The sequence below is a fragment of the Terrimonas sp. genome (genome assembly GCF_003075435.1).
Lineage (GTDB): Bacteria > Bacteroidota > Bacteroidia > Chitinophagales > Chitinophagaceae > Agriterribacter.
In genome coordinates, this window is the sequence record NZ_QCZJ01000001.1 from 412,028 (window position 1) to 435,761 (window position 23,734).

At 42.2% G+C, this 23,734-nt stretch carries 16 protein-coding genes and 1 pseudogene; 14 read left to right on the forward strand and 3 right to left on the reverse strand.

Annotated features, from left to right (window positions below; all coding sequences use genetic code 11):
* Positions 1 to 10 precede the first annotated feature (10 nt).
* Complete coding sequence (locus tag DC498_RS01640; RefSeq protein WP_116872368.1) at positions 11 to 3,190, forward strand: SusC/RagA family TonB-linked outer membrane protein; 3,180 nt, start codon at positions 11 to 13, stop codon at positions 3,188 to 3,190.
* 16 nt (positions 3,191 to 3,206) lie between these two features.
* Positions 3,207 to 4,568, forward strand: coding sequence for a RagB/SusD family nutrient uptake outer membrane protein (locus DC498_RS01645; RefSeq protein WP_116872369.1), 1,362 nt, complete (start codon positions 3,207 to 3,209; stop codon positions 4,566 to 4,568).
* 46 nt (positions 4,569 to 4,614) lie between these two features.
* Here the strand turns inward: DC498_RS01645 and DC498_RS01650 are convergent, their stop codons facing one another.
* Complete coding sequence (locus tag DC498_RS01650) at positions 4,615 to 5,004, reverse strand: hypothetical protein (RefSeq protein WP_116872370.1); 390 nt, start codon at positions 5,002 to 5,004, stop codon at positions 4,615 to 4,617.
* A gap of 780 nt (positions 5,005 to 5,784) precedes the next feature.
* On the opposite strand from DC498_RS01650, the gene DC498_RS01660 reads away from it, so the two are divergent.
* From DC498_RS01660 to DC498_RS01675, 5 genes and pseudogenes are all read left to right on the forward strand, one after another.
* Positions 5,785 to 6,363, forward strand: a complete 579-nt coding sequence (locus DC498_RS01660; RefSeq protein ID WP_116872372.1) for an RNA polymerase sigma factor — start codon at positions 5,785 to 5,787, stop codon at positions 6,361 to 6,363.
* A 20-nt stretch (positions 6,364 to 6,383) separates the two neighbouring features.
* Positions 6,384 to 7,673, forward strand: a complete 1,290-nt coding sequence (locus tag DC498_RS01665; RefSeq protein WP_116872373.1) for a hypothetical protein — start codon at positions 6,384 to 6,386, stop codon at positions 7,671 to 7,673.
* A 1,638-nt stretch (positions 7,674 to 9,311) separates the two neighbouring features.
* Positions 9,312 to 9,697, forward strand: a pseudogene (locus DC498_RS26490) (DUF1016 N-terminal domain-containing protein); the annotation flags it as partial.
* A gap of 180 nt (positions 9,698 to 9,877) precedes the next feature.
* The gene (locus DC498_RS26495) at positions 9,878 to 10,315 is read left to right on the forward strand and encodes a PDDEXK nuclease domain-containing protein (RefSeq protein ID WP_240627829.1); all 438 of its coding nucleotides are present in this window, start codon (positions 9,878 to 9,880) and stop codon (positions 10,313 to 10,315) included.
* A 480-nt stretch (positions 10,316 to 10,795) separates the two neighbouring features.
* Positions 10,796 to 11,647, forward strand: a complete 852-nt coding sequence (locus DC498_RS01675) for a universal stress protein (RefSeq protein ID WP_116872374.1) — start codon at positions 10,796 to 10,798, stop codon at positions 11,645 to 11,647.
* 209 nt (positions 11,648 to 11,856) lie between these two features.
* Here the strand turns inward: DC498_RS01675 and DC498_RS01680 are convergent, their stop codons facing one another.
* Positions 11,857 to 12,441, reverse strand: coding sequence for a Crp/Fnr family transcriptional regulator (locus DC498_RS01680; RefSeq protein WP_116872375.1), 585 nt, complete (start codon positions 12,439 to 12,441; stop codon positions 11,857 to 11,859).
* Between the two features lie 111 nt (positions 12,442 to 12,552).
* Here DC498_RS01680 and DC498_RS01685 point away from each other — a divergent pair, with 111 nt between their 5' ends.
* The 5 genes from DC498_RS01685 to DC498_RS01705 all read left to right on the forward strand — a co-directional run bounded on the left by DC498_RS01685 (position 12,553) and on the right by DC498_RS01705 (position 21,584).
* Positions 12,553 to 14,874 (forward strand): PSD1 and planctomycete cytochrome C domain-containing protein, encoded by a 2,322-nt coding sequence (locus tag DC498_RS01685; RefSeq protein WP_116872376.1) that lies wholly within the window; start codon positions 12,553 to 12,555, stop codon positions 14,872 to 14,874.
* A gap of 4 nt (positions 14,875 to 14,878) precedes the next feature.
* Entirely contained in the window at positions 14,879 to 16,336 is a 1,458-nt protein-coding gene (locus DC498_RS01690) for a DUF1501 domain-containing protein (RefSeq protein ID WP_116872576.1), read from the forward strand.
* 98 nt (positions 16,337 to 16,434) lie between these two features.
* The gene (locus DC498_RS01695) at positions 16,435 to 17,460 is read left to right on the forward strand and encodes a 6-bladed beta-propeller (protein WP_116872377.1); all 1,026 of its coding nucleotides are present in this window, start codon (positions 16,435 to 16,437) and stop codon (positions 17,458 to 17,460) included.
* On the forward strand, positions 17,460 to 19,616 hold the full coding sequence (locus tag DC498_RS01700) for an FN3 associated domain-containing protein (protein WP_116872378.1): 2,157 nt from the start codon (positions 17,460 to 17,462) through the stop codon (positions 19,614 to 19,616). The genes DC498_RS01695 and DC498_RS01700 overlap by 1 nt, the downstream gene beginning before the upstream one ends.
* Positions 19,617 to 20,339: 723 nt before the next feature.
* Positions 20,340 to 21,584: a Na+/H+ antiporter gene (locus DC498_RS01705; protein ID WP_116872379.1), complete on the forward strand. Its 1,245-nt coding sequence runs from the start codon at positions 20,340 to 20,342 to the stop codon at positions 21,582 to 21,584.
* 85 nt (positions 21,585 to 21,669) lie between these two features.
* Here the strand turns inward: DC498_RS01705 and DC498_RS01710 are convergent, their stop codons facing one another.
* Entirely contained in the window at positions 21,670 to 22,245 is a 576-nt protein-coding gene (locus tag DC498_RS01710; protein ID WP_116872380.1) for a hypothetical protein, read from the reverse strand.
* A 316-nt stretch (positions 22,246 to 22,561) separates the two neighbouring features.
* Between DC498_RS01710 and DC498_RS01720 the strand changes: the two genes are divergently transcribed.
* Positions 22,562 to 23,347, forward strand: coding sequence for a LiaF transmembrane domain-containing protein (locus tag DC498_RS01720; protein ID WP_116872382.1), 786 nt, complete (start codon positions 22,562 to 22,564; stop codon positions 23,345 to 23,347).
* 18 nt (positions 23,348 to 23,365) lie between these two features.
* On the forward strand, positions 23,366 to 23,725 hold the full coding sequence (locus DC498_RS01725; RefSeq protein ID WP_116872383.1) for a DUF4288 domain-containing protein: 360 nt from the start codon (positions 23,366 to 23,368) through the stop codon (positions 23,723 to 23,725).
* The last annotated feature ends 9 nt before the right edge of the window (positions 23,726 to 23,734 follow it).

Genomic DNA, 23,734 nt, shown 5'->3' on the forward strand with positions numbered 1-23,734 from the left:
ATTAAACTGCATGAAACTAATCTACCTGTTAGCTGCGGTGCTTTACATTCAGCCCTTGCTGGCACAGCAATCAAATCCTTACATTTTGCAAGGCGTCGTTCTGAACAAAGAAAACAAACCAATTGCAGGCGCCACCATTTCTATACACGGAAACAACACTGTAAGTGATATTTCGGGACGATTTTCCATTATAGGAAAATATGCTGATACGCTTACTGTCAGCCATACCGGCTATAAATCAATAGTACTGATGGTTAACTCCTCTACTCCTTTTCTTACCGTTCACCTGCAGCAACTCGTAAAAGTATTAGAGGACATTGCCATATTCAGCAATGGTTACCAATCTCTGCCAAAGGAAAGAACAACAGGTTCTTTTACACAAGTAGATAATAAAACCCTTAACCTCCAGGTTAGCACGGGCATTATAGACCGGCTGAAAGGGGTAACAAACGGAATGTTGTTTGAAAACAAAACAGACAACCCTACAGGATATACTATCCGGGGGCTGAGCACTATTAACGGCCCTAAAGCCCCACTCATTATTGTAGATAATTTCCCCTACGAAGGAGATATAGCAAATATTAATCCCAACGACGTAGAAGATGTCACTATTCTTAAAGATGCTGCGGCTGCTTCGGTTTGGGGTACACGGGCAGGTAATGGCGTGATTGTGATCACCACTAAGCGGGGCCGGTTTAACGAGCCCTTGAGGATTGAATTTAACAGCAATATGGTTATTGCCGAAAAACCCAACCTTTATTACCTGCCACAGATGTCATCTAAGGATTATATAGGCGTGGAAAAATTCCTTTTCTCCCAGGGCTATTACAATAGTTATGAATCCAATCCTAATTTCCCTGCTCTTTCCCCGGCTGTAGAACTAATGATCAAAGAAAGAGACGGCATACTTTCCGGCACAGAAGTGGCTGCGCAACTTAATGCCCTGGGCAATAAAGATATCCGGGACGATTATCAAAATTATGTTTACCGGAAAGCGGTCAACCAGCAATACGCTATAAGCCTCCGCGGCGGAGGTAATGTGATGAACTATTTTCTTTCCGGCGGTTATGATAAGAACATTGGCGCACTGCAAGACCGGTATGACCGTGTAAATCTGAATATGGCAAACAGTTATCAGCCGTTCAAAACCTTACGTGTTAATATGGGCATTTTCTATACCATGAGTAAAACAGAAAATGGCAGAGGCGGTTACGGCAATGCTACTATTGGCGGGAGACAAATACCCTATCTAAGCCTGGTTGATGAAAATGGCAATCCTGCAGCCGTTGCCAACACCTACCGGGAAGGGTTTACAGATACTATTGGCGGTGGTAAACTATTAAACTGGAAATATTACCCACTTGATGACTGGCGGCATAACCGGCAAACCACATCATCAAAGAGCATGGTAGCAAATATGGGGATCAACTGGCAGATCATTCCGGCTCTTGGCATTGATCTGCTTTACCAATACCAAAACCAACAAACAGATTCCAGGTATTTGAAGGACATGGAAAGTTTTGAAACAAGAAACCTGATCAATACCTTTTCCCAAATAAATACACCTGACGGTCAGATCAGATATTATGTGCCACCAGGTTCTGTTTTAACCACGGGAACAGGTGTATTTGTTTCACATAATGGTCGCGCACAGATCAATCTCAACAAAACATCAGGAGATCATAGCATTGCTTTTATTGCAGGTTCCGAGATCAGGCAAACGCATAGTTATAGCAATGCGTTCACTACTTATGGATATGATAATGATTTTCTAACTACCGGTGTAGTAGACCCTGTTAATCCTTATCCTACCATCTTTGGAGATAGCCGATACATTAGTAATTCTCCGTCATTTGCAGACAGGATCAACAGGTTTATTTCTTTTTATGGCAACGGTGCATATACATTCCGGGGAAAATATACGCTTTCGGGAAGTGCCCGGAGGGATGCCTCCAATTTGTTTGGCGTAAAAACCAATGACAAATGGACTCCGCTTTGGTCTGCGGGCGCAGCATGGCATATATCTAAGGAGGCGTTTTATAAAGCAGGATTTATTCCTTACTTAAAGATGCGGTTAACTTACGGGTATAGTGGCAATGTAGACCAAAGTAAATCTGCAGTAACTACCATGAGTTATTATGGCGCTCCGGATTATCTGACCAATCTTACTTATGGGATGGTTGAGCAGTTCTACAATCCACAACTCCGGTGGGAAAAAGTAAGTACTCTTAATGTCGGGTTCGATTTCTCCTCAAGTAAAGACATATTATCAGGGAGTATTGAATACTACAAAAAACACGGTAAAGACCTGTTTGGCCCGTCACCAATTGATTATACTGCCGGGCTGGGTATAAACACCGTGATTAAAAACATAGCAGATATGAAAGGAAGCGGTTGGGATATTAGTTTACAATCCAAAAACATTGACGGGATATTTAAATGGTATACTAATGTCATCTTCAATATCAACAGTAGCAAAACAGCAGACTATTATACTCAACCCGGTGTAACATGGGGTGGAACATTTGGTGAAAGTATTACTCCTATTATTGGGAAACCCCTGTATGCCATTTTCAGCTATCCCTGGGCAGGGCTTGATCCGGCAACCGGCGACCCGAGAGGTTTTATTAATAAAATGCCCTCTGCTGACTATTCTGCCATTATTAATACTTTCACAACTCCTGACAGCCTTATTTATCATGGACCGGCTACGCCAAAGTACTTTGGAGCATTGGGTAATACATTCCGTTACAAAGACATTTCACTAACAGCTAATATATATTACAAGTTTGGTTATTTCTTTCGGCGTGCTACCATTAATTACGATCAACTGGTAAATGCAGGTATCGGGCATTCTGATTATGAAAATCGCTGGATGCAATCTGGAGATGAAAACAAGACAACAATTCCTTCGTTCATATACCCGGCTAACGCACTCCGGGATGCCTTTTATGCACTGTCAGAGCCAACCGTTACCAATGGCAGCTACATTCGGTTACAATTTATCAATTTAAGTTATGAGCGGATAATAGCATTTACGAAGAATAAATTTTCTACCCTAACACTGTACGTGAATGCTTCAAATCTTGGATTGCTCTGGAAAGCCAACAAACTGGGACTTGATCCCGAATCACCCGATAATATTCCTGCACAGAAAACGTACGCAATAGGCATTAAAGCCACTTTTTAACCATAAACAATCTGTTATGAAAAATAAGAATTTAATACAACTCTCGCTTGCAGCTCTTTTTTCCTTATTTCTTTTCTCTTGCAAGAAGTATCTTGACCTGAAGCCCGATAAAAAATTAGCGGTTCCTTCTTCAATAAAAGATTTACAGGCTTTACTGGATAATAACGGAATCATGAACCAAAAATCTCCAACCTATGATGAGGCATCTTCGGACAATTACTTCGTTCCGTGGCAAAGTTATCAGGCAATGTCCCTTAACGAAAGAAAGGCATACATTTGGGAGAACTACGAATATTATTATCAGAACGATTGGTCGCAAATATATGACGTGATCTATTATGCCAACGAAGTTTTACACAATCTTAAGAACATTGAACGCACTTCTGTAAATAGAAAGCAATGGGATAATGTAAAAGGGTCTGCATTAGTATATCGGGCTGAATTTTTCCTGAAAGCCAGTTGGATATTTTCAAAAGCATATGACATACAAACAGCCGATACTGATTTGGGAATTGCGCTTAAAGTTGACCCTGATTTTGACCACGGTACTAATAGATCATCGATAAAGCAATCATATGAGCAAATCATCAATGATCTTGTAACTGCGTCTCTATTATTGCCGGATCGCCCATTAAATGTAATGCGTCCATCAAAACAAGCAGCTTTTAGCATATTATCTCGAACGTATTTATCAATGAGAAACTATGATAGTGCGTTCAAGTACGCTAATTTATCCCTTAACATTCATGATGAGTTAATAGACTATAATAATCTGGATAGCACATCAATTTTTCCATTTGAAGAATTTCCGAATAAAGAAATAATTTTAAATGGACAAACAGGAATAATGATGTATGGGATTGGTGTCGGCGTAGCGAGAGTGGATTCTAACCTATACAACACTTACAGTAATTTTGATTTAAGAAAAAAGATTTTTTTTCGCCTAAGACCTGATGGCTTTCAATTCAAGGGAACATATACCGGGGACCTTGGAAATTATTTTACAGGCTGTACCACCTCAGAAATGTACCTAACAAGGGCAGAATGTTCTGCAAGAGAAGGAGATATAGTTAAAGCCATGAAAGACTTAAATACTGTTTTACGGAAAAGGTTTCTTGCTGGGACATTTGTTGATCTTACAGCATCTAACGCTAACGAGGCGCTCAACATTGTTTTAGCAGAAAGAAGGAAGGAATTAGTATTTAGAGGGTTACGGTGGATGGATATTAAGCGCCTTAACAAGGAAGGGGCTAATATTATTCTAAAAAGGAATTTAGATGGGACTATTTATACTTTGCATCCTAATGAGAACAGATACGCCCTGCCTTTACCGGCTGATATTATTTCGATGACAGGTATGCCTCAGAATCCTCTTTAACAAAACTACAGGTAACCGGTAAAATTACCGGCTACCTGTGTAGTTTTTAGGGATTCTGATTTCCAACAGCAGTCACACCACTTGCTGTTGAAGTCTTAGGATTCAAGTGAGTCCCTACAACATTTACCTCAACTGATTTTGGTCTTATAATTCCGCTGATCATTTGGGTACTATCTGTTCTCAACCTACATCCGTCATTTGGCTTGTTACAATTTGCATATGTATCTGTATATTCGTCTGCGCTTATCTGTGCCCATTTAGTCACGTCCTGTTCTTGCCCTGGTGATCCGGTAAAATGGAAATACGTCGGTGCAAATACAATTTTCCCTTCAACCTGTTCTTTTGCTGGTTCCTTCTCTTTAAAAGCACTAAGTGCAATTATCAATGTTGCTATAACAGCGAATACGGGTATCATCACCCTTTTATACTTAATCATGATTTAAAAGTTTTATGATTTAAAAAAATTACCTGCTTTTATGCCCGTAAGGCAACGGCAGCAGGCATTCCCAGTAACCACGGCGAAATGTGCCAATAGAAATAAATAATTATAAAGCCGACCTTATTTTCCAGATTACAGAACGATCCTTTACGCCCTTGTTCCGTACTATTACAACGGTAGTGGGTAGGCACTACGATGCCAGAGTTACTTTTATATACTGGAATAATTTTATCCGATCTAATAAATCCTATTCAATATTCCGGAAAGATAGAAGGGCCGGAAATTCGCCTGTCTGTATTCCTTGCGCATAGAAACGCAGTCCGGCTTTTGTTGCAACAAATATTTTATATAAGCAGCATCAATATTCTAGCAATGCTGTTTGATATATACTACTGTGCAGATTATTTCCGCATAAGCTATACACTATTTAAAAAAAATCTTTTAAACTTACTATTGTCTTCTGAATACTCATTAAAGTATAACTTACTGCTAAGCTTTACAATCACACCTTGGGCAATAGTTGCTTCGTAATGCTCTTCATTTTTTTATTGAGGCATTTCCTGCTAATTACTTTTATTTCTGAAACATTCTTTTTATCTTGGCAGTACCAGCAACGGTTTTCTACCCTTATATACATCCTCCCGCATATAGACTCGAAAAAAAACAGGTTTCGTACCATCCGAAGGGCAACTTTTTTTGAACTTTTTTGGTAAAGCATCATCTGCTGAGTTTCAGTTGACCTGTTTCTCGCAGACTATTACCGGCTAACATTATGTTATGGAGGAAATACTTAAATATGACGGATTCGATCTTTTCAGGCAGTTGGGAACACATTCCGGATCGGCTGAAGCAGCGTTGTCGGCTATTTACAGGGCTTTCAAAACCGTGCTCGTGCTGTATATCAAAAACTATATCCGCAACGATGAGGAACTTATTAAAGACGTTATTGCAGAGACCATGCTGGTATTGTGGACGCAGCGGGAGGAAGCAGCCCGAAAAGAAAAACCTTTACCCTGGCTGCTAACCATCGCCCATCATATAGCTATTGATAAAATAAGAGCGAGAAAAAAATATTACACAGAACCGTTGGAAAACCATCTTTCCTTATCCGGAAACGACTACACAGCAGGAGAGACAGAACGTAAAGAACTGGAGGAGCTTTTCAGGAAAGCTGCGGAAAGGCTGCCTCCACAGGAGAGAAATATACTGCTGCTGAGCAAAATAGAAGAAGTGTCGCACAAGCAGATCGCTTTACAATTCAAGGTATCCGTACAAACCGTAAAAAACCAGTTGAGCCGGGCTTTGAAAAAAATTAAGCGCTATATGGGAGATGCCTTAAGCAGCTTTTTTATTTGAGGATGTAAAAAGTAATTACAATGATCCACCAAGCTGGTTACGTTAAAGAACTGATCAAAAAATATATAGAAGGCTCGATAACAGCCATCGAGCTTGAGCGGCTGAAAGCCTGCTGGAAAATATATGAAGAAGAAGAGCTGCTCGACATGACCGCGGCAGTATTGTATGCCGTGGGAAAGCAGGAGACGGACGATGCTTTAAAAGGTTGGGAGCCTGACTTTGCAAAGATCATCAGCAACGCGCAGACCATACGGCGCAACAAAAAAATATTGCTATACGAAAAACTGGCAGGAGCTGCCTTCCTGTTACTAGTGATGGGGATGCTTATCAATTATTTTATTACCGAACAATGGCCAGGCAGCAATACAATAGGTGATTGTGAGAATATGCCTACCCGGAATGAAATACCGAAGTCGGAATTTACCTGCTTTATCCGGTGGGGTGATACTATTGTTTTAACTGTTGACAGCGGTTCTACAGGGTCAGTTACTCAGATCAATAACCTTAATATCCGCCAGGAAGCGCCGGGCGTACTGGCAATTACTCGTCTGGCAGGAACAACGCCGGTGGATACAACACGAGACCCATTTTTGGAAGTGCTTACAGCGGCTCGCAGGCAGTATATCATCAAGCTGCCGGGCAGCGTTAGTATCCACCTGAATGCAGGCTCTTCCCTGAAGCTCCCTTTTATCAGTACAGGTAAGGACACCTGTTATGTGCAGATCAGTGGAGAAGCCTATATTGAAATGCCGGTAAAAGGAAAGCCTGGAAGATTAATAGTGGAAACCTCCAACAGCCAGTTGCAAACTGTCAGTGGCAATTTTGCTGTATTTGTACGTCCAGATTTTACCAAAGCCACGCTTATCAGTGGCAGCCTTGCAACACTCAGCAGGCAGGGCTGTTGCAGTAAGAAGCTGAGCTGCCCGGGAGATCAAATCGTTGTTAGAAGCTACTCTAAAACCAATAATGCTGTAACGGATTCCATATTTTTTAGGCAAGATGTTGATATCAGGGAAGCACTGGTTTGGACAAAAGCCACCCGGAACTATCGAAACGTATCGTTACGGCAGTTTGTAGTAGACATGAGCCAATGGTACGGCTTTAAGGTGGAGAGCCTTAATTGTATCCCTGAGCAGCTACGTATTAATACTTCCATATGCTACCGGGCCTCCCCTCAAGAGGTATATTCGGAAATCCGCAGAATGGGTATTACGGTATATGAGAAGGGCGAAAAGATCAGCTTTTGCGACCCCGCAAAGAAAAACGGCCTCTTACCGATGCAAACGGCTTTTAGAAAGTCTCTGCATTAAGAAGAGCATTACCTACCGGGCATTTCAGCAGTTTTTCAGCTACCAGTCGCTCAGCAACTGGCTGCAGTGCTGGGAGCAGGTAGTGCAGAATGCCCTGAACAGTGATACTACCGCTATAGCAGCCCCGCTAACAGTATACATTTATTTGACAAAGCTGGTAGAAGCCGCGCACCTGGTTGATGTAAGGGAAGTAACGCATGTGGGTGAATGTGTAAAGAATGGCAGGTTGTTATCAGCTACTTAAAAGGTATTACAATAAAAGAGGGTTGATGAGGGAATTGAGATTCCGTTTCCTATAGGTGCGGTAGCATAATGACCGTGTGGTTCAAAAATTACAAACTTTGCCTTAGTGCTGACGGCAAAATACAAACACTCTCGCCGTCATTTCGATCCCGCCATTCTGAAAATTAAATTAAAAGCATCTTGCGGCGGGAGAGAAATCTGTTAGGCAGTAGTGCAGATGTTGAGCATTAGTACAAATGCCCGGCAGATTTCTCCCTCGCAAAAGTTGCATTAAACTACAGTGTTTGTGTTGGCTCGGTCGAAATGACGGAAACTGCATCCGTCATTTCGAACCCGCCCTCAGGTTGTAATACACTAAACGACTATTACGGTTGGTGAGAACTTTTCTCACCGAAGGTAAACCTGCCTGCCGGCAGGCAGGTCTGTTAGGCAGTAGTGCGAATGCTGAACATAAGTACAAAAAGCCGAGTAGATTTCTCCCTCGCATAAGAGTGATTAAACTACAGTGTTTGTGTTGGCTCGGTCGAAATGACGGAAACCGCATCCGTATTCGCCATCCAAAAATATATTTCACCAATGCGGATATACAGTTCCCGGTGTTCTTCCTGGTGATTCATAACTCACTTAATTTACAAAATGCTGTGTAATGCAATCTATTTGGTAAATCTGGTAGAAGCCGCGCACCTGGTTGATGTAAGGGAAGTAACGCATGCGGGTGAATGTTTGAAGAATGGCAGGTCAGTATCAGCTACTTAAAATGTATTACAATAAAAGAGGATTGATGAGGGAATTGAGATTCCGTTTCCTATAGGTGCGGTAGCATAATGACCGTGTGGTTCAAAAATTACAAACTTTGCCTTAGTGCTGACGGCAAAAATACAAACACTCTCGCCGTCATTTCGATCCCGCCATTCTGAAAATTAAATTAAAAGCATCTTGCGGCGGGAGAGAAATCTGTTGGGCAGTAGTGCAGATGTTGAGCATTAGTACAAATACCCGGCAGATTTCTCCCTCGCATAAGTTGCATTAAACTATAGTGTTCGTGTTGGCTCGGTCGAAAAGACGGAAACCGCATCCGTATTCGCCATCCAAAAATATATTTCACCAATGCGGATATACAGCTCCCGGTGTTCTTCCTGGTGATTCATAACTCACTTAATTTACAAAATGCTGTGTAATGCAATCTATTTCCCATCGGTATATGTCTTCACATGCCGAAATACTCACTCTTTTATGCTGGTATATGAATACACATACCAGTAGAAAAAAGAGGAACTCCCATAAAATTTTTCATTCATCCTTTGTGTACCCGCCTGCCGCAACGGGCAGGTTTTATGAATGAAAAATTTCATGTACGTTTGATCAATATTTCGCTTATAAAAAATTTTGCTACTTATGAACAACCTGACCAATCAAAAGGATTATAACGAGCTTGTCAGCCAGATCTCTGCCACTTACAACCAGGGAAGGCAACAAGCCGTTCAGGCCGTAAACATACAGTTAGTAACTACTTACTGGGAAATAGGCCGCTATATTGTTGAATTTGAACAGGGTGGCCTGGAACGTGCGGTGTATGGTAAGTCTTTGATTAATAATCTTGCTACAGACCTAAACCGCCTTCACGGTAAGGGGTTTAGCAGGAGCAACCTCATCTATATGAGGCTTTTTTACCTGGAGTATCCAGTGAGAAGGCTTCTCACTTATTGAGCTGGTCGCATTACGTGGAATTATTGAAAATTGAAGATAAGCTTGAGCGTAGCTTTTACGAAAAGCAGTCCATTCTTGAAAAATGGTCTATCCCGGAATTAAAGCGACAGAAAAAGGCATCTCTATTCCTCCGCCTGGCTGCTTCTAAAGACAAAGAGGGCATTTTACACCTGGCAAAGCAGGGGCAATCTGTTTCCAGGCCTGAAGATGTTATCCGCGACCCTTATATACTGGATTTCCTGAAAATACCGGAGCTGTACCATTATAGCGAAACCGGGCTGGAAAGCCGGATCATTGAGCATCTTCAGCATTTTTTGCTTGAGCTGGGCAAGGGCTTTGCTTTTATTGGCAGGCAATACCGGGTTACGCTGGGCAACAGGCATCATTATGTTGATCTGGTTTTTTACCACAGGATCCTCAAGTGCTTTATTTTAATAGATCTCAAGAAAAGCGAGGCCGGATACGAAGATGTGGGACAAATGAATATGTATCTGGGGTATTTTGAGAACGAAGAAAAAACGGAAGGAGATAACCCGCCTATCGGTATTGTGCTGGCAAGAGAGAAAGATGACCTGCTGATACAATATGCTATGCACAATGTTTCTTCGCAATTATTTGTAAGTAAATATCAACTGTACCTGCCCAACAAAGAGGAACTACGGGCAGCGATAGAAGAAACGCTTAATGAATAAACCTGCTATATCGAATACAGGAAATTATTTTTCAAACGGGGATCATTTCCACACATTCGCTATCAGGATGGGTTATAAAATTTCCGGGAAATAGATAGCTGTGAAAACTTAGATGACACTACGCCCTTGCCTAATAGCGTACAGAACCCTGAAGTGAGTGACAACGAAAGCTGCTATCCTGCCGGCAGGATAGCAGTGCGGCCGGCCACATAAAAATCAAAAAACATTTTCCCTGCTAACAGGCATCTCTCAACCTGATAAAAAGGCTTTCTTGCTAATCAAATTACGTTTGATCAGAATAGCAACAGCTCCGCTTACCTAACAACAATTATATTACCTGAATATTAAATAACACATGATATTTCTCATCTGTGGGTTTGATCATTTTCAGTAATTATGCAGCTATAAAATGTTTGCTTTACAGAACATTTATAGCGGGTATTAAGCGGACTGCTCAATGATCCGGTTTAAAATTCTATTATGAAAAAGATATTGGTTCCTACCGATTTTTCAGCATGTGCCAACAATGCATTGAATGTTGCCGTGCAAATAGCCAGGTTCCTGCAGTGGAACATTGTTTTGGTGCATACCATTGAAAGCGATGCAGGCATGTATATGGATTATATGGGCGTGCAAAAAGACCAGGAAGAGCAGCTGCTGGGAGAAGCAAGGCAAAAGCTGAAATTACTGCAGGAAGCCATACGCGAAACGGAAGCTGTAGCTGTTGAGGCACAGCTTAAAACAGGCAGTGTAAAAGACAATATCCTTTCATCAGTTAAAGATACGAATGCCGACCTGGTGGTAATGGGCACAATGGGAACCGCCGGGGGAGCAGGAGAAAAACTGTGGGGCACCAAAACGGCAGCCATTACCGGGAGCAGCACCGTGCCGGTTATTGCCGTACCTTACAGCTATGCATGGAATGAGCCGCATGACATTCTTTTTGCCACCAACCACTTTGAAAAAGATGCAGCATTGATTAACCCGGTATTTGACATTGCCCGCTTATTTAAAAGCAATATACATGTGGTGGTATTTACAGATGAAGACAGCAGCAGCGGACCTGATTTTGTTGATCACAGCCGCAACCTGGATGATTACAAATATTTTTTAACGAAAACATACCCGAAACAAAATATAATAACAGCACATATTTCAGGAAGCAGGTTTGAAGAAACATTGCAGCAGTATATCAAAGACCATAATATAGAAATGGTTGCAATGGTGAGTCAGCAACGGGGCTTCCTCAGCAGGCTGGTTCAACCCAGTGCTACCAGGAGCATGGCCTATCATACCACAATTCCTTTGCTTATTATACCGGACAGGCGTTAACGGTAGTGCTATGTCAAACGTGAAATGTGAGCAATGAAATACGTCTTTCATTTTTATCCACTGTATGCCGGCAGGCAAGCCTCACTTTTCACATTAACATACAAACATAATTGACTTGACTTAGCAGCAGTTTTCTTTTACCATTAAGGCATTAAGAACATTAAGTTTAAAAGTCTTAACTAACTTAATTTCTTAATGGTTCCACAACTTCAAATCCTCACCGAATTAATAAGCTTGCTGAAATTGGTTGGGTCAATGCCAAGATAGTTTGCGAGGTATTTATGCGGCACTAATTGCAGTATATGCGGGCTTCGTTTCAGCAGTTGCCTGAACTTTTCTTCTGAAGAAAAACATTGCAGTTCAACTATACGTTCCAGCACACCGGAAAGCGCATCTGTTACGCCCTTGCGGATCAGTCTTTCAAAATTGGCGCTGCTGTCCATCAGTTGTTGTATCTCGTCAGAGGAAGTGCGCAAAAAAGCGGATGGCGTAAGCGTTTCATAAAAATACCTGGATGGTTGCTGCGTTAAAAAAGCATCCAGTACGCCGCCGAAAGAAGGTGGATAGGTGAAAACCACAGTGGCTTCCCTGCCCTGCTCATCATAATACACCACCCGCTGCACACCTTCCAGCACCAGGTAAAGATATTTCTCCGTTTCGCCCTGGCGGGTAAGCAGTTCTTTTCTTTTAGCGCTGAAGGGACGCCAGATACCGGAAAAATCAACCCATTCCTGCGTTGTAAGCGGTTGCACAGCACTGATCATTTGCCTTATATGAGATAATGCTTCATCCATAAAGGCGAATGTAGCATGTATTTTTACTACTATTGCCGGGTTTGTTTTAACTTTAAGGCATTAATAGTGAAACCCTGTTAACACACTTAAAGGAGTGTCCACAAAAGCCACATGAAAAAAATATACATCGTTGGGTTGGTATGTTTACTGGGAGCAGCAGCCGTGTATATATTCAGGTACGCATTGCCGTTAGATTCGTCCGGGCAATCTTCGTCCGGCATGATCAGCTACAATTTCCAGGTACGCCCTATTCTTTCAGACAAATGCTTTAACTGCCACGGACCGGATGCTAATAAAAGAGAAGCCGGGCTGAGGCTTGATGTTGCAGAAAATGCATATAAAGCATTAAAGGATAATCCAAAAGCACATGCGCTGGTGCCCGGTAAACCGGAATTATCTGAGCTATTTCTCAGGGTAAGCACCACCGATACTGCTGTTATTATGCCGCCGGTATCAAGCAACCTGCCGGCTTTAACCGCTGCCGAAGTGGCTGTTATAAAAAAATGGATTGAGCAGGGGGCAAAATATGAGCGCCACTGGGCTTTTGTTGCACCGGTTAAAGCGCCACGACCCAAAGTGGAACATGAAGAGTGGGCAAAGAACGATATTGATTTTTTTGTGCTGAAGAAAATGGAGGAAAAGGGTTTATCGCCTAATACAGAAGCTGACAGGGAAAGGTTGCTCCGCCGTATATCATTGGATATTACAGGGCTCCCTCCTACCCCTGGCTTGATTGATAGTTTTGTAAACGATACCGACCCCAATGCATATGAAAAAATGATTGATGCATTACTGCAGCGGCCAACTTATGGTGAGCGCATGGCAATTCCCTGGCTGGATGTGGCGCGATATGCGGATTCGCACGGATACCAGGACGATAATTACCGCAGCCAGTGGCCCTGGAGGGATTGGGTGATATATGCTTTTAACAAAAATCTGCCTTACGATAAATTTATTACCTGGCAACTGGCAGGTGATCTTTTGCCTGATCCTACCAAAGAACAAATTCTTGCTACAGGCTTTAACCGCAATCATAAAATAACAGAAGAAGGCGGCGTGATTGATGAAGAATATAGAGTAGAATATGTGATTGACAGAACAAACACGTTTGGCACTGCCATGCTCGGTATGACCATTGCCTGTGCGCAATGCCACGATCATAAATACGACCCGGTATCGCAAAAAGAATTTTACCAGCTTTCATCTTTCTTTAACAGCATAAAAGAAGTAGGTTTAGAATCAACCGTGGGTGGACATGAAACTTTTGCTAAAAACCCGAGAATGGATGTTACCCAGGAAGATTTGAATGGCATATTGAGTTTTTTAAACCGCAGCGATACTGCCGGCTTACAGGTTTCTGTAATGAAAGATATGGATACCGCCCGCAAAACTTATATACTTTCCCGCGGAGTATATGATCAGCGGGCAGAAGAAGTTTTTGCAGGAACACCTGAATCCATCATGAAGTTTGCTGATACCTTACCTAAGAACAGGCTGGGTTTGTCGGAATGGCTGTTTGATCCGCGCAACCCATTAACGGCAAGAGTATTTATTAACCGCGTATGGCAGGAAATTTTTGGCGTTGGCATAGTGAAGTCCGCAGGAGATTTTGGTATGCAGGGTGATTTACCCACCAACCCTGAATTGCTTGACTGGCTTGCGGTTGACTTCAGGGAAAACGGCTGGGATATTAAACGGCTGATGAAGCAGATCTATATGTCGGCCACTTACCGCCAGTCATCTGTGGTTATGCCCGAAAAATTAAAAGCTGACCCGCAGAATATTTATTTATCCTACGCCCCACGGATACGCATAAGCGCAGAAATGGTTCGCGACCTGGTATTATCAAGCAGCGGATTATTGAATACTACCATCGGCGGACCGAGTGTAAAACCTTACCAGCCGCCGGGATTATGGGAGCTGGCTACTTCCGGCAGGGGATTACTCGCCACATATAAGCAGGATCATGGGGATTATTTATACAGGAGGGGAATGTATACATTCATCAAACGCACTGTGCCTCCGCCATCTATGATGATCTTTGATGCAAGCAACCGCGACCAGTGCGAAATAAAACGCTCAAGAACCAACACGCCTTTACAGGCGCTGATCATGATGAACGACCCTACAGTACTGGAAGCTACAAAAGCGCTTGCGGATAACCTGATACAACAAAAACAAACCGCCGGAGCATCTGTAACCAATGCGTTCATGCGCATCATTAACCGGCATCCGAAAAAAGCAGAGCTTGACCTGCTAACCAATTACCTGCAGGAACAGGAAATGTATTTTAAATCACACCCCGGGGATATTGAAAAAACATTGAAGCCGGGTGAATATACATTGAAGTCAGCGCCTTCACCTGAACTGGCTGCCATGATGCAAACCATACAGGTGATGTATAATATGGATGAAGCCATCACAAAAACATAGTGCTATGGAAAAAGAAATTCTGGAACATGGGTTGAACATCAACAGGCGCAAATTTTTGTCGCGCCTGAGTATAGGACTGGGCAGCGCAGCGTTGGGCTCATTGCTTATTCCCGGCTTGTTTGATGGCAATGCCGCTGAAGAGGAAGCTGGCTTTATTCCCGGTATTCCGCATTTTGCGCCAAAAGCAAAAAGAGTGATCTATTTGTTCCAGAATGGTGCTCCATCCCAGTTGGAAACATTTGACTACAAGCCTACGCTTGTAAAAATGATGGGGCAGGATCTGCCGGAGTCTATCCGTAATGGTCAGCGGCTTACCGGCATGACTTCTTCTCAAAAATCATTTCCGCTGGTTGGCTCCTACTATAAGTTCAATCAATACGGTCAATCAGGAGCGTGGGTAAGCGAAGTTTTTCCGCACATGTCAAAAATCGTGGATGATATATGCATCATTCATTCTTTGCATACAGAAGCCATCAATCATGATCCTGCATTAACTTTTTTTCAAACCGGGGCACAACAGGGTAACCGTCCAAGCATGGGCTCATGGGTGAGCTATGGTTTGGGCACAGAAAATAAAAACCTGCCGGCATTTTGTGTATTGTTATCCCGCGGAAAAGGAAACGGGCAGGGTGTATACTCCAAGCTCTGGTCAAACGGGTTTTTAGATTCCATTCACCAGGGTGTACAATTCAGCAGTGGTGAAAACCCGATATTATACCTGCAGGATCCTGATGGAATGGACAGGGAAAACCGCCGTAAGATGCTGGATAAAGTTGCAGCATTGAATGAAATGCAGTTGAAAGAATTTGGCGACCCTGAAATAGCAACAAGGATACAGCAATATGAAATGGCATACCGTATGCAAACCGCCGTGCCTGAAATTATGGATGTATCTAAGGAGTCTGATGATATTGTAAAACTATATGGCCCTGAATGTTTGGTGCCCGGTACTTATGCCGCCAATTGTTTGCTGGCACGTAAACTGTCTGAAAATGGCGTTCGGTTTATTCAGCTATACCACCAGGGATGGGACCAGCACGGTAACCTGCCTAATGAAATGCGCGGGCAGGCAAAAGATGTTGATCAGCCATCAGCAGCGCTTATTACCGATTTAAAACAAAGAGGATTATTAGATGAAACTTTAGTGATATGGGGCGGAGAATTTGGAAGAACCAATTATTGCCAGGGCAAGATGAGTGTAGATAATTATGGCCGCGATCACCATCCGCGCTGCTTTACTGTTTGGATGGCAGGCGGTGGCATTAAACCCGGCATGGTATACGGCGAAACAGATGAGTTTGGATATAATATCGTAAAGAACCCGGTGCATATAAACGACTTTCATGCAACGATACTGAATCAACTGGGCTTCGATCACGAACGCCTTACGTATCGTTTCCAGGGAAGGCGTTACCGGCTTACGGATGTATCCGGGCATGTGGTGAGGGATATTATTGCGTAGTGCTTATCCTGCCCTTGCAGAAGTCTGCTGCCGGAAATACATTTTCAAATTACCACAACTTCAAATTTTCAAATTAAAAAAGTACTCAAAAGATATTTATGAAAAGAAGAGCCTTTATTCAGAAAGCCGGATTAGCCACAGCTTCGTTTGCTATTGCCAAAGATATGTTTGCAGGTAAAAATGATCCTGTATATGGCCATAATAATATGCGCTTTAAAATGAACGCGGCATGGGGAGCGCTTAACCCTGCCCAATACCCGGTAAATGATTGCCATGAAATGGTGCAGGACAGGAAAGGAAGGATCATACTCCTCACCAACGAAACAAAAAATAATATTCTCATCTACGATAAAAAGGGAAAGCTTTTAGAAAACTGGGGACATGAATTTCCCGGTGCGCACGGGCTTACCTTACAACGCGCCGGCAAAGAAGAATATCTTTTTATTACAGATACCAACAAGCACCAGGTATATAAAACCACGCTTGATGGTAAAATATTATTGACCATAGATTATCCCGCGGAAACCGGCGTATACGAAAAGAAAGAAGCTTTTGTGCCCACTGAAACAACCGTATTGGAAAATGGTGATTTCTATATTGCAGACGGATACGGCGCACAATACATTATGCACTATGATGAGAACGGAAAGCTGAAACATTTTTTTGGCGGAAAGGGCGATAAGCTCGAAAATCTTGATAATGCCCATGGCATCACTGTTGACCGGCGGCAAAAAGAACATACCCTGCTCATTACCGACAGAACAAAAAATTGCTTCAAGCGTTTTTCCATGGATGGAAAACTGATTGAGGTAATTGAATTGCCCGGTGCATGTGTATGCCGGCCTGTTATTCATAAAGATCATTTATATGCCGCGGTGCTGCGCTCACCAAACTTACAGGCAGAGCAAACAGGCTTTGTAACCATTCTCGACAAAAACAATAAAGTAGTTTCAAACATTGGAGGTACCGAACCCGTTTACATTGATGGCAAACTGCAACCTATGGCGCAGGCTGAAAAGATCTTTGTTCATCCGCATGATGTATGTGTAGATGATGAAGGCAATGTATATGTAGCACAGTGGGCATCCGGCAAAGTATATCCATATAAATTCACGAGGGTATAATGCGAAAAATCACGAAGATCGCGTCAGGTGTATTATTTGGCAGCATGGTATTTTTATTTTTCCTGGTAGTATTTCAAAACATTATGGAAATACCAGCCTGGCTGGCCGTTGCCGGAAGAATGCATCCCATGTTTCTGCACTTCCCTATTGTATTATTATTACTCTCCTTTTTTACCGTATGGATACCTAACGCAAAAAGCAACACTGATGAATGGCTGAACCTGCTGAGGCTTGCGGCGGCTTTATCAGCATCCATCACTGCCATTATGGGCATGCTGTTATCTTTTGAAGATGGAAGATCAGGCGAAACACTGGAGCTGCACAAATGGGGTGGCGTTATAGTTTCGATACTGGGGTATCTTTTTTATTCTTATTTCCCGCAGCTCTCCGGGCATATTGCTTTTACAAGATCATTTACTGCCGTTGCTGCTATAGCCATTATCTTCACCGGGCATTGGGGCGCTGACCTTACCCACGGCAGTGATTATGTGCTGGCGCCTATAAAAGGGTATCAGCAACAGGTTGTGCCACCAGACCAGGCAATTATTTTCGCGGATATTATTCAACCCATATTCGAAAAAAAATGCGTGAGCTGTCATGGTGAATCCAGCACAAAAGGCAAGCTGAAATTATCTGACCTGGAAAGCGTTTTGGCAGGAGGAAAAAACGGCGCGTTATTCATACCGGGCAATCCTGATACCAGCCTGATCATTCATCGTATTCATCTTCCTGCAGAAGATAAAAAGCGTATGCCGCCGGCTTCAAAACCGCAGCTTACTGAAATGGAAGCTGCTATTTTATATAACTGGATAAAATCGGGCGCTGCTACAGAAGCGAAACTGTTCAGCCTGCCTGAAACAGATTCATTCAGGATATTATCAACAGCTTACCTCATCCCTGGCGGAGAAAACACCGCTTCCGCAGAACCGGTATATAGTTTTGAAGCAGCGGATGAAGAGAAAATTCTTGCGGTAAATAATAATTACCGGGTAGTTGTTCCCCTGGGTAAAAACTCACCGGCACTGGTAGCCAATTTATATGGAAGAAATGTATACACGTCAAAATCGCTGGAAGAATTATTACCGCTGAAAGAACAGATAGTGGAACTTAATCTTGCACGTATGCCGGTGAAGGATGATGACATGAAAGTAATTCAGCAAATGCCTAACCTGCGAAGGCTCAACCTGAATTATACTGACATTACAGATAACGGCATCGCATTATTAAGCAATGTAAAAAGCCTGCGTGAAGTGGCGCTTTCAGGCACAGCCACCACGGCTAATGCGCTGGAAAAAATCTTACCGTTGCCAGACCTTTCATCCGTATATATCTGGGATACAAAGATTGATACAACAGCATTGCAAAGGCTTCGCACTAAATTTCCAAAGCTGGTAATAGAAAGCGGCTTTGTAGATAAAGGCGGTGAAATGATGGCGTTGAGCGCCCCGGTAATAAAGCCTGCAGCAGGTATTTTTGAAAAAGATATTGAAGCTGAGATCAAACACCCGTTTAAAGGGGTGGAAATAAGATATACTACCGATGGCACCGAGCCGGATAGTGTGAACAGCCCCGTATATTCAGCACCATTTGCCATTACAAAAAATACCACGCTAAAGGCAAGGGCATTTAAGCCGGGATGGTATGGCAGCGGTTCCACGCAATCTTCATTCATACACAGGAGTGTAAAACCGGATTCCGTTGTTCTGATCACCCAAACCGATGGGAGGTATAAACCCACCTCTGAAAAAGCATTAACTGATGGCGAGTTCGGCAGCTTTGATAATGTTGCCAATGGCGACTGGTATGGCTACCAGAAAGATGAGGCGGAATATTATATGCTGTTCAATAAACCCACCTTCGTTAAATCTGCCGTAGTAATAGCAGCAAAAAATTTAGGGCGCTATATATTCCCTCCCGAAGCAGTGGAAATTTGGGGCGGAGCAGATCAGAAAAACCTGAAATTGCTTGGCAGCATTAAGCCCACACCTGCTCAAAAAGGAGAACTTTCCGAACACCTGCAATTACAGGTTGCCTTTCCATCCACCGAAGTGCAATGTATGAAGATAATAGCCAAACACCTGCGCACCATTCCTGAATGGCACGGCGGCAAGGGTCAGCCAGGTTGGGTATTTGTGAGTGAAGTGGTATTGGATTAGGGCAGGGTTGGAATAGTGAATGAGGCAATGTGCTTTTAACGCGAGTCCCTCATGAAAATTGATTTTCTATTCTTATATTTTTTCAAATCAGGGCTCTACAGGAGCTAAATTGCAGGAATAAAAAAGTTTACTTTCCGGGCAGCAGTAATGTAAAAAAATACGCAATGCCCCACGGCCCTAAAGGTATATTCATAAAGAAAGAACCTTCATCCTCTTCGCCCGAACTCATCTAAAGCTATCAAATATAAGATTGATTGTCTGCCACTGGCGATCGTCAATGATAAAGTCCAAAGGTATCTCATTACCGGAGCACACTAAATCGGGCTTGCTGTTTAACTCCATTTTGGTGATATTCCGATAAAGATCATTGTATATTCATGCTTTGGTTATTAAATTGCCGCAAGGGTTTTGAATCAAATTTTTCAAAAACCATGCAGTTGTTTCGCCATAATTAAATTTTACGAACCTTTTTTGCCTCCACAGCCGGCGGGCTGCGTAACCGGAACGCCGCTGCTTTTTGTCTTTTGAAAAAATATGCTTCGCATTTTTTCAATTTCACCTTCGGCGAAACCATACAAAAAGAGGCGGCTAACCCGGTTACTGGTAAAAACTTAAAAAAATAAATGCCGGGAGTTAAACAGCAAACCCTAAATCGTTGTATCCTGCTTTTACTCTATTTTTGATTGAGGTATAACTAAGAATAAAAGGCTTAATAAAAACCTGATGAATAATTATACGATCATTCTCATTATAATGGCATTAATGATAAGCGCATCTGCCATTGCCGAGAAAATAAAAATTCCTGTTCCTGTTTTACTGATACTTGTAGGGATTGCCGTAGGTATAATGCCGGCAATGCCCGAGATGGAATTAAGCCCGGAAATAGTAATGCTGATTTTTTTGCCACCGTTATTATATGATGCCGCATTTAATATTTCACTTCAGGATTTCAAAACAAATATGAACACGATCAGTGCGTTGGCTATTGGATTGGTGTTTATGACTACTGCAGGCATAGCTGTTGCAGCACATTACCTTATACCCGGCATGACATGGCCTGTTTCTTTTGTATTAGGCGCTATACTTTCTGCCACAGATGCCGTTGCCGCCATAGGCATTACAAAAGGGTTAGGTTTATCTCACAAAACCACTACAATACTGGAAGGCGAAAGCCTTGTAAACGATGCTTCCGCACTTGTTGCTTATCACTTTGCTGTTGCGGCGGTTACGGGTATTGCATTTGTTTTCTGGAAAGCATTTCTCAACTTTATGTTTGTGCTTGGCGGCGGCTTTTTAATTGGACTTTTAATAAGCTGGCTAACGGGATATGTACTGAGGTATTTCAGAAGCAATGATATGTTTATCATAAGCCTGACCTTATTAATGCCTTTTGTTGCCTATCTCGTTGCAGAACATTTTAAAGTATCAGGCGTAATTGCTGTGGTAAGATTCGGTTTAGGTATGTCGTGGTTAAGCCGGGAAAAATTTCCTGACAGGCTAAAGGCACAGTCCCGCAATTTTTGGGAAGTGATTATTTTTTTACTTAATGGTTTAATCTTTGTTTTAATAGGTTTGCAGTTTCCGATCGTACTTAAAAAAATGGAACCTGCAAAAGTGTGGTCGTATGTTGGTTATGCAGCAATTATTACAATAGTAGCATTTGCTATAAGACTGGGAAGGGTTTACTGGCAACAAATAAGTTTGCTGCGGGCTTTCCGGGGGAAACGTAAAGTGAGTGAAGAAGCATTATATGACAGTAAAACAAGTTTAATTATTTCCTGGTCGGGCATGCGTGGTATAGTATCGCTTGCCATCGCAATAGGCCTTCCTACCATATTAGAAGATGGAACTGCTTTTCCGATGCGGGAAGATATTATTTTTCTCTCCATCGCGGTAGTCCTTTTTTCGCTTATCGGGCAGGGGTTTTCTCTACCGTGGATCGTAAAAAAGATCAACAGCAAAAAATAAGCTTCATTTTAAACAAAATGCATTGCCTGCCAATGGGAATAAACGCTGTTTTTTGGCATAAGCATGTTTCAGTGAAAAGGCAATATCAATTTATTCTTCTTACATAAAACTCTCCTTCAGTTATAGAAAACTCCTTTGTATAATCGTTATTATATAAAGTTCCTGAGAAACTGCCTTTAAGATATGCAGATGCAGCTTCTGTTATTTTTACCTGGGCGTTCGTTTTTGTTCCTGATGGAATAGCAGGGGCAAATTCTTCCGCCCATGATAAATATGCATTACCTGCGTCATCCAGATAAACTATATTCAGCACCTTTGCTTTTTCGGATCCGCTGGTTGCAGTGGTATAATTTGTATAAGTAACCCCTGTTTTATTCTCCGCTTCCGTACCCAATATAACAGACATATTATTTTTACCTGCAACCAGTGCTTCTTTTAGCCCGGCAAACGAAGCCGCGTAGCTTGACGAAGTGGCTTTATTAAAATTGCCCTCCGCCTGTCCTTTGTGTTCAATAAGCGCTCCGTTAATCCTGAATCTCATATAGTAATCGGATCCGCTGCCGTTTGGAGTATCACTATTTTTTTTACAGGCGCCTGAAAAAAATAAAGAAACAGCAACAATAAAATGGCATATTAGTTTTGATAAAGAAACAATTTTCATATTACATCATTTTAAAACCCCGGCATTATTGCCAGGCAAAAATACATACTGCCATAGTTTTTTTACTCAGAGCATTGTACACTATCGCGTTCTGTTTATTGATTATGGTAGTTCATTTATTTTTTGCCGCACCTGCTTTATTAATTGCAGTACAGCAACCAGATATTGGCAAAATGGCGCGAATTAAGATAAATTTTTCAGCGATAAGAATTTTTGCCGACAAAAAGCTGCATTTTACCGGTAAAACAACACTTATTACCTCTTAGCCATTGCTTCATACCTGTTACAGGCATAGTTTTGATAAAAAATAAACAAAATGGATCGCGAAAAATTGAGAAACGAAGGAAGAACAGGTTCGGTGCTGGCAGGATTATTCCTGTTATTGATCGGTGTCGGCTTCTTTTTAAAACAAACACTGTCTGCCGACTTTCCATCCTGGATAATGAGCTGGCCAATGTTAATGATCGTGATAGGAATATTTATTGGGTTAAAACATGGATTCAGGGGTGTGGGCTGGATAGTGCTGATTGGTTTGGGATGTATTTTTTTAGTAGACAGGGTTGTGCCTGAAGCGAACCTCAGACCTTATCTCTGGCCATTTGTAATTATGGCGGTAGGGTTGGTAATGATCTTTGGCGCTGGCTCCAGGAAAAGATGGCTTCGTAACCAATCCCGGGCAAGGGAAGAAAATCTTCAAAACACCTCAAGCAATGTTAATATAGCCGGCTTCCCGGAATACAGCGGACCAAATGCCAATGACCGAGAAGATTTTATTGAAAGCACCGCGATATTAGGCAGCACAAAAAAAATAATATTCTCTAAAAATTTTAAAGGTGGTGATATTACCAATTTCATGGGCGGCACTGAAATCAACTGCTCACAGGCAGATATCAATGGCAGGGTGTTACTTGATATAACCCAGATATTCGGAGGTACAAAAATCATTGTTCCGCCTCATTGGACAATACAATCTGCAGCCACTTCCATATTTGCCGGTTTTGAAGACAAGCGCCCGGCTCATATCACTGCAACAGACCCTAATAAAGTACTTGTGATAGATGGTACGTCAATATTCGGCGGTATAGAAATTAAAAGTTATTAATTTACCAAAGCAATTGTTATGAACTGGTTCCTCGCAAAAATTGTATATCGTATTATTTGTGGTGATGGTGATCATACGCCGCAGTTTGATGAACAGCTGAGGCTCGTTACCGCGGAAAATGAAAAAGACGCATTACAAAAAGCCTTTAGCATCGGCAAACAGGAAGAAGATTGTTTTTACAACAATGCTGAAAAATTAGTGCAGTGGAAATTTATTAATGTTGCTGAGCTCTATAAAATTGCAAACCTCATTGATGGCGCGGAATTATACAGCAGGATCGAAGAAAAAGAAAATGGCGATCTTTATACAGAATTAGTGCATAAAAGAGCAGCGCATTTGCAGTTAAACAGCACCCAACAATATTTACAGCCATTATAAAAATAGCTC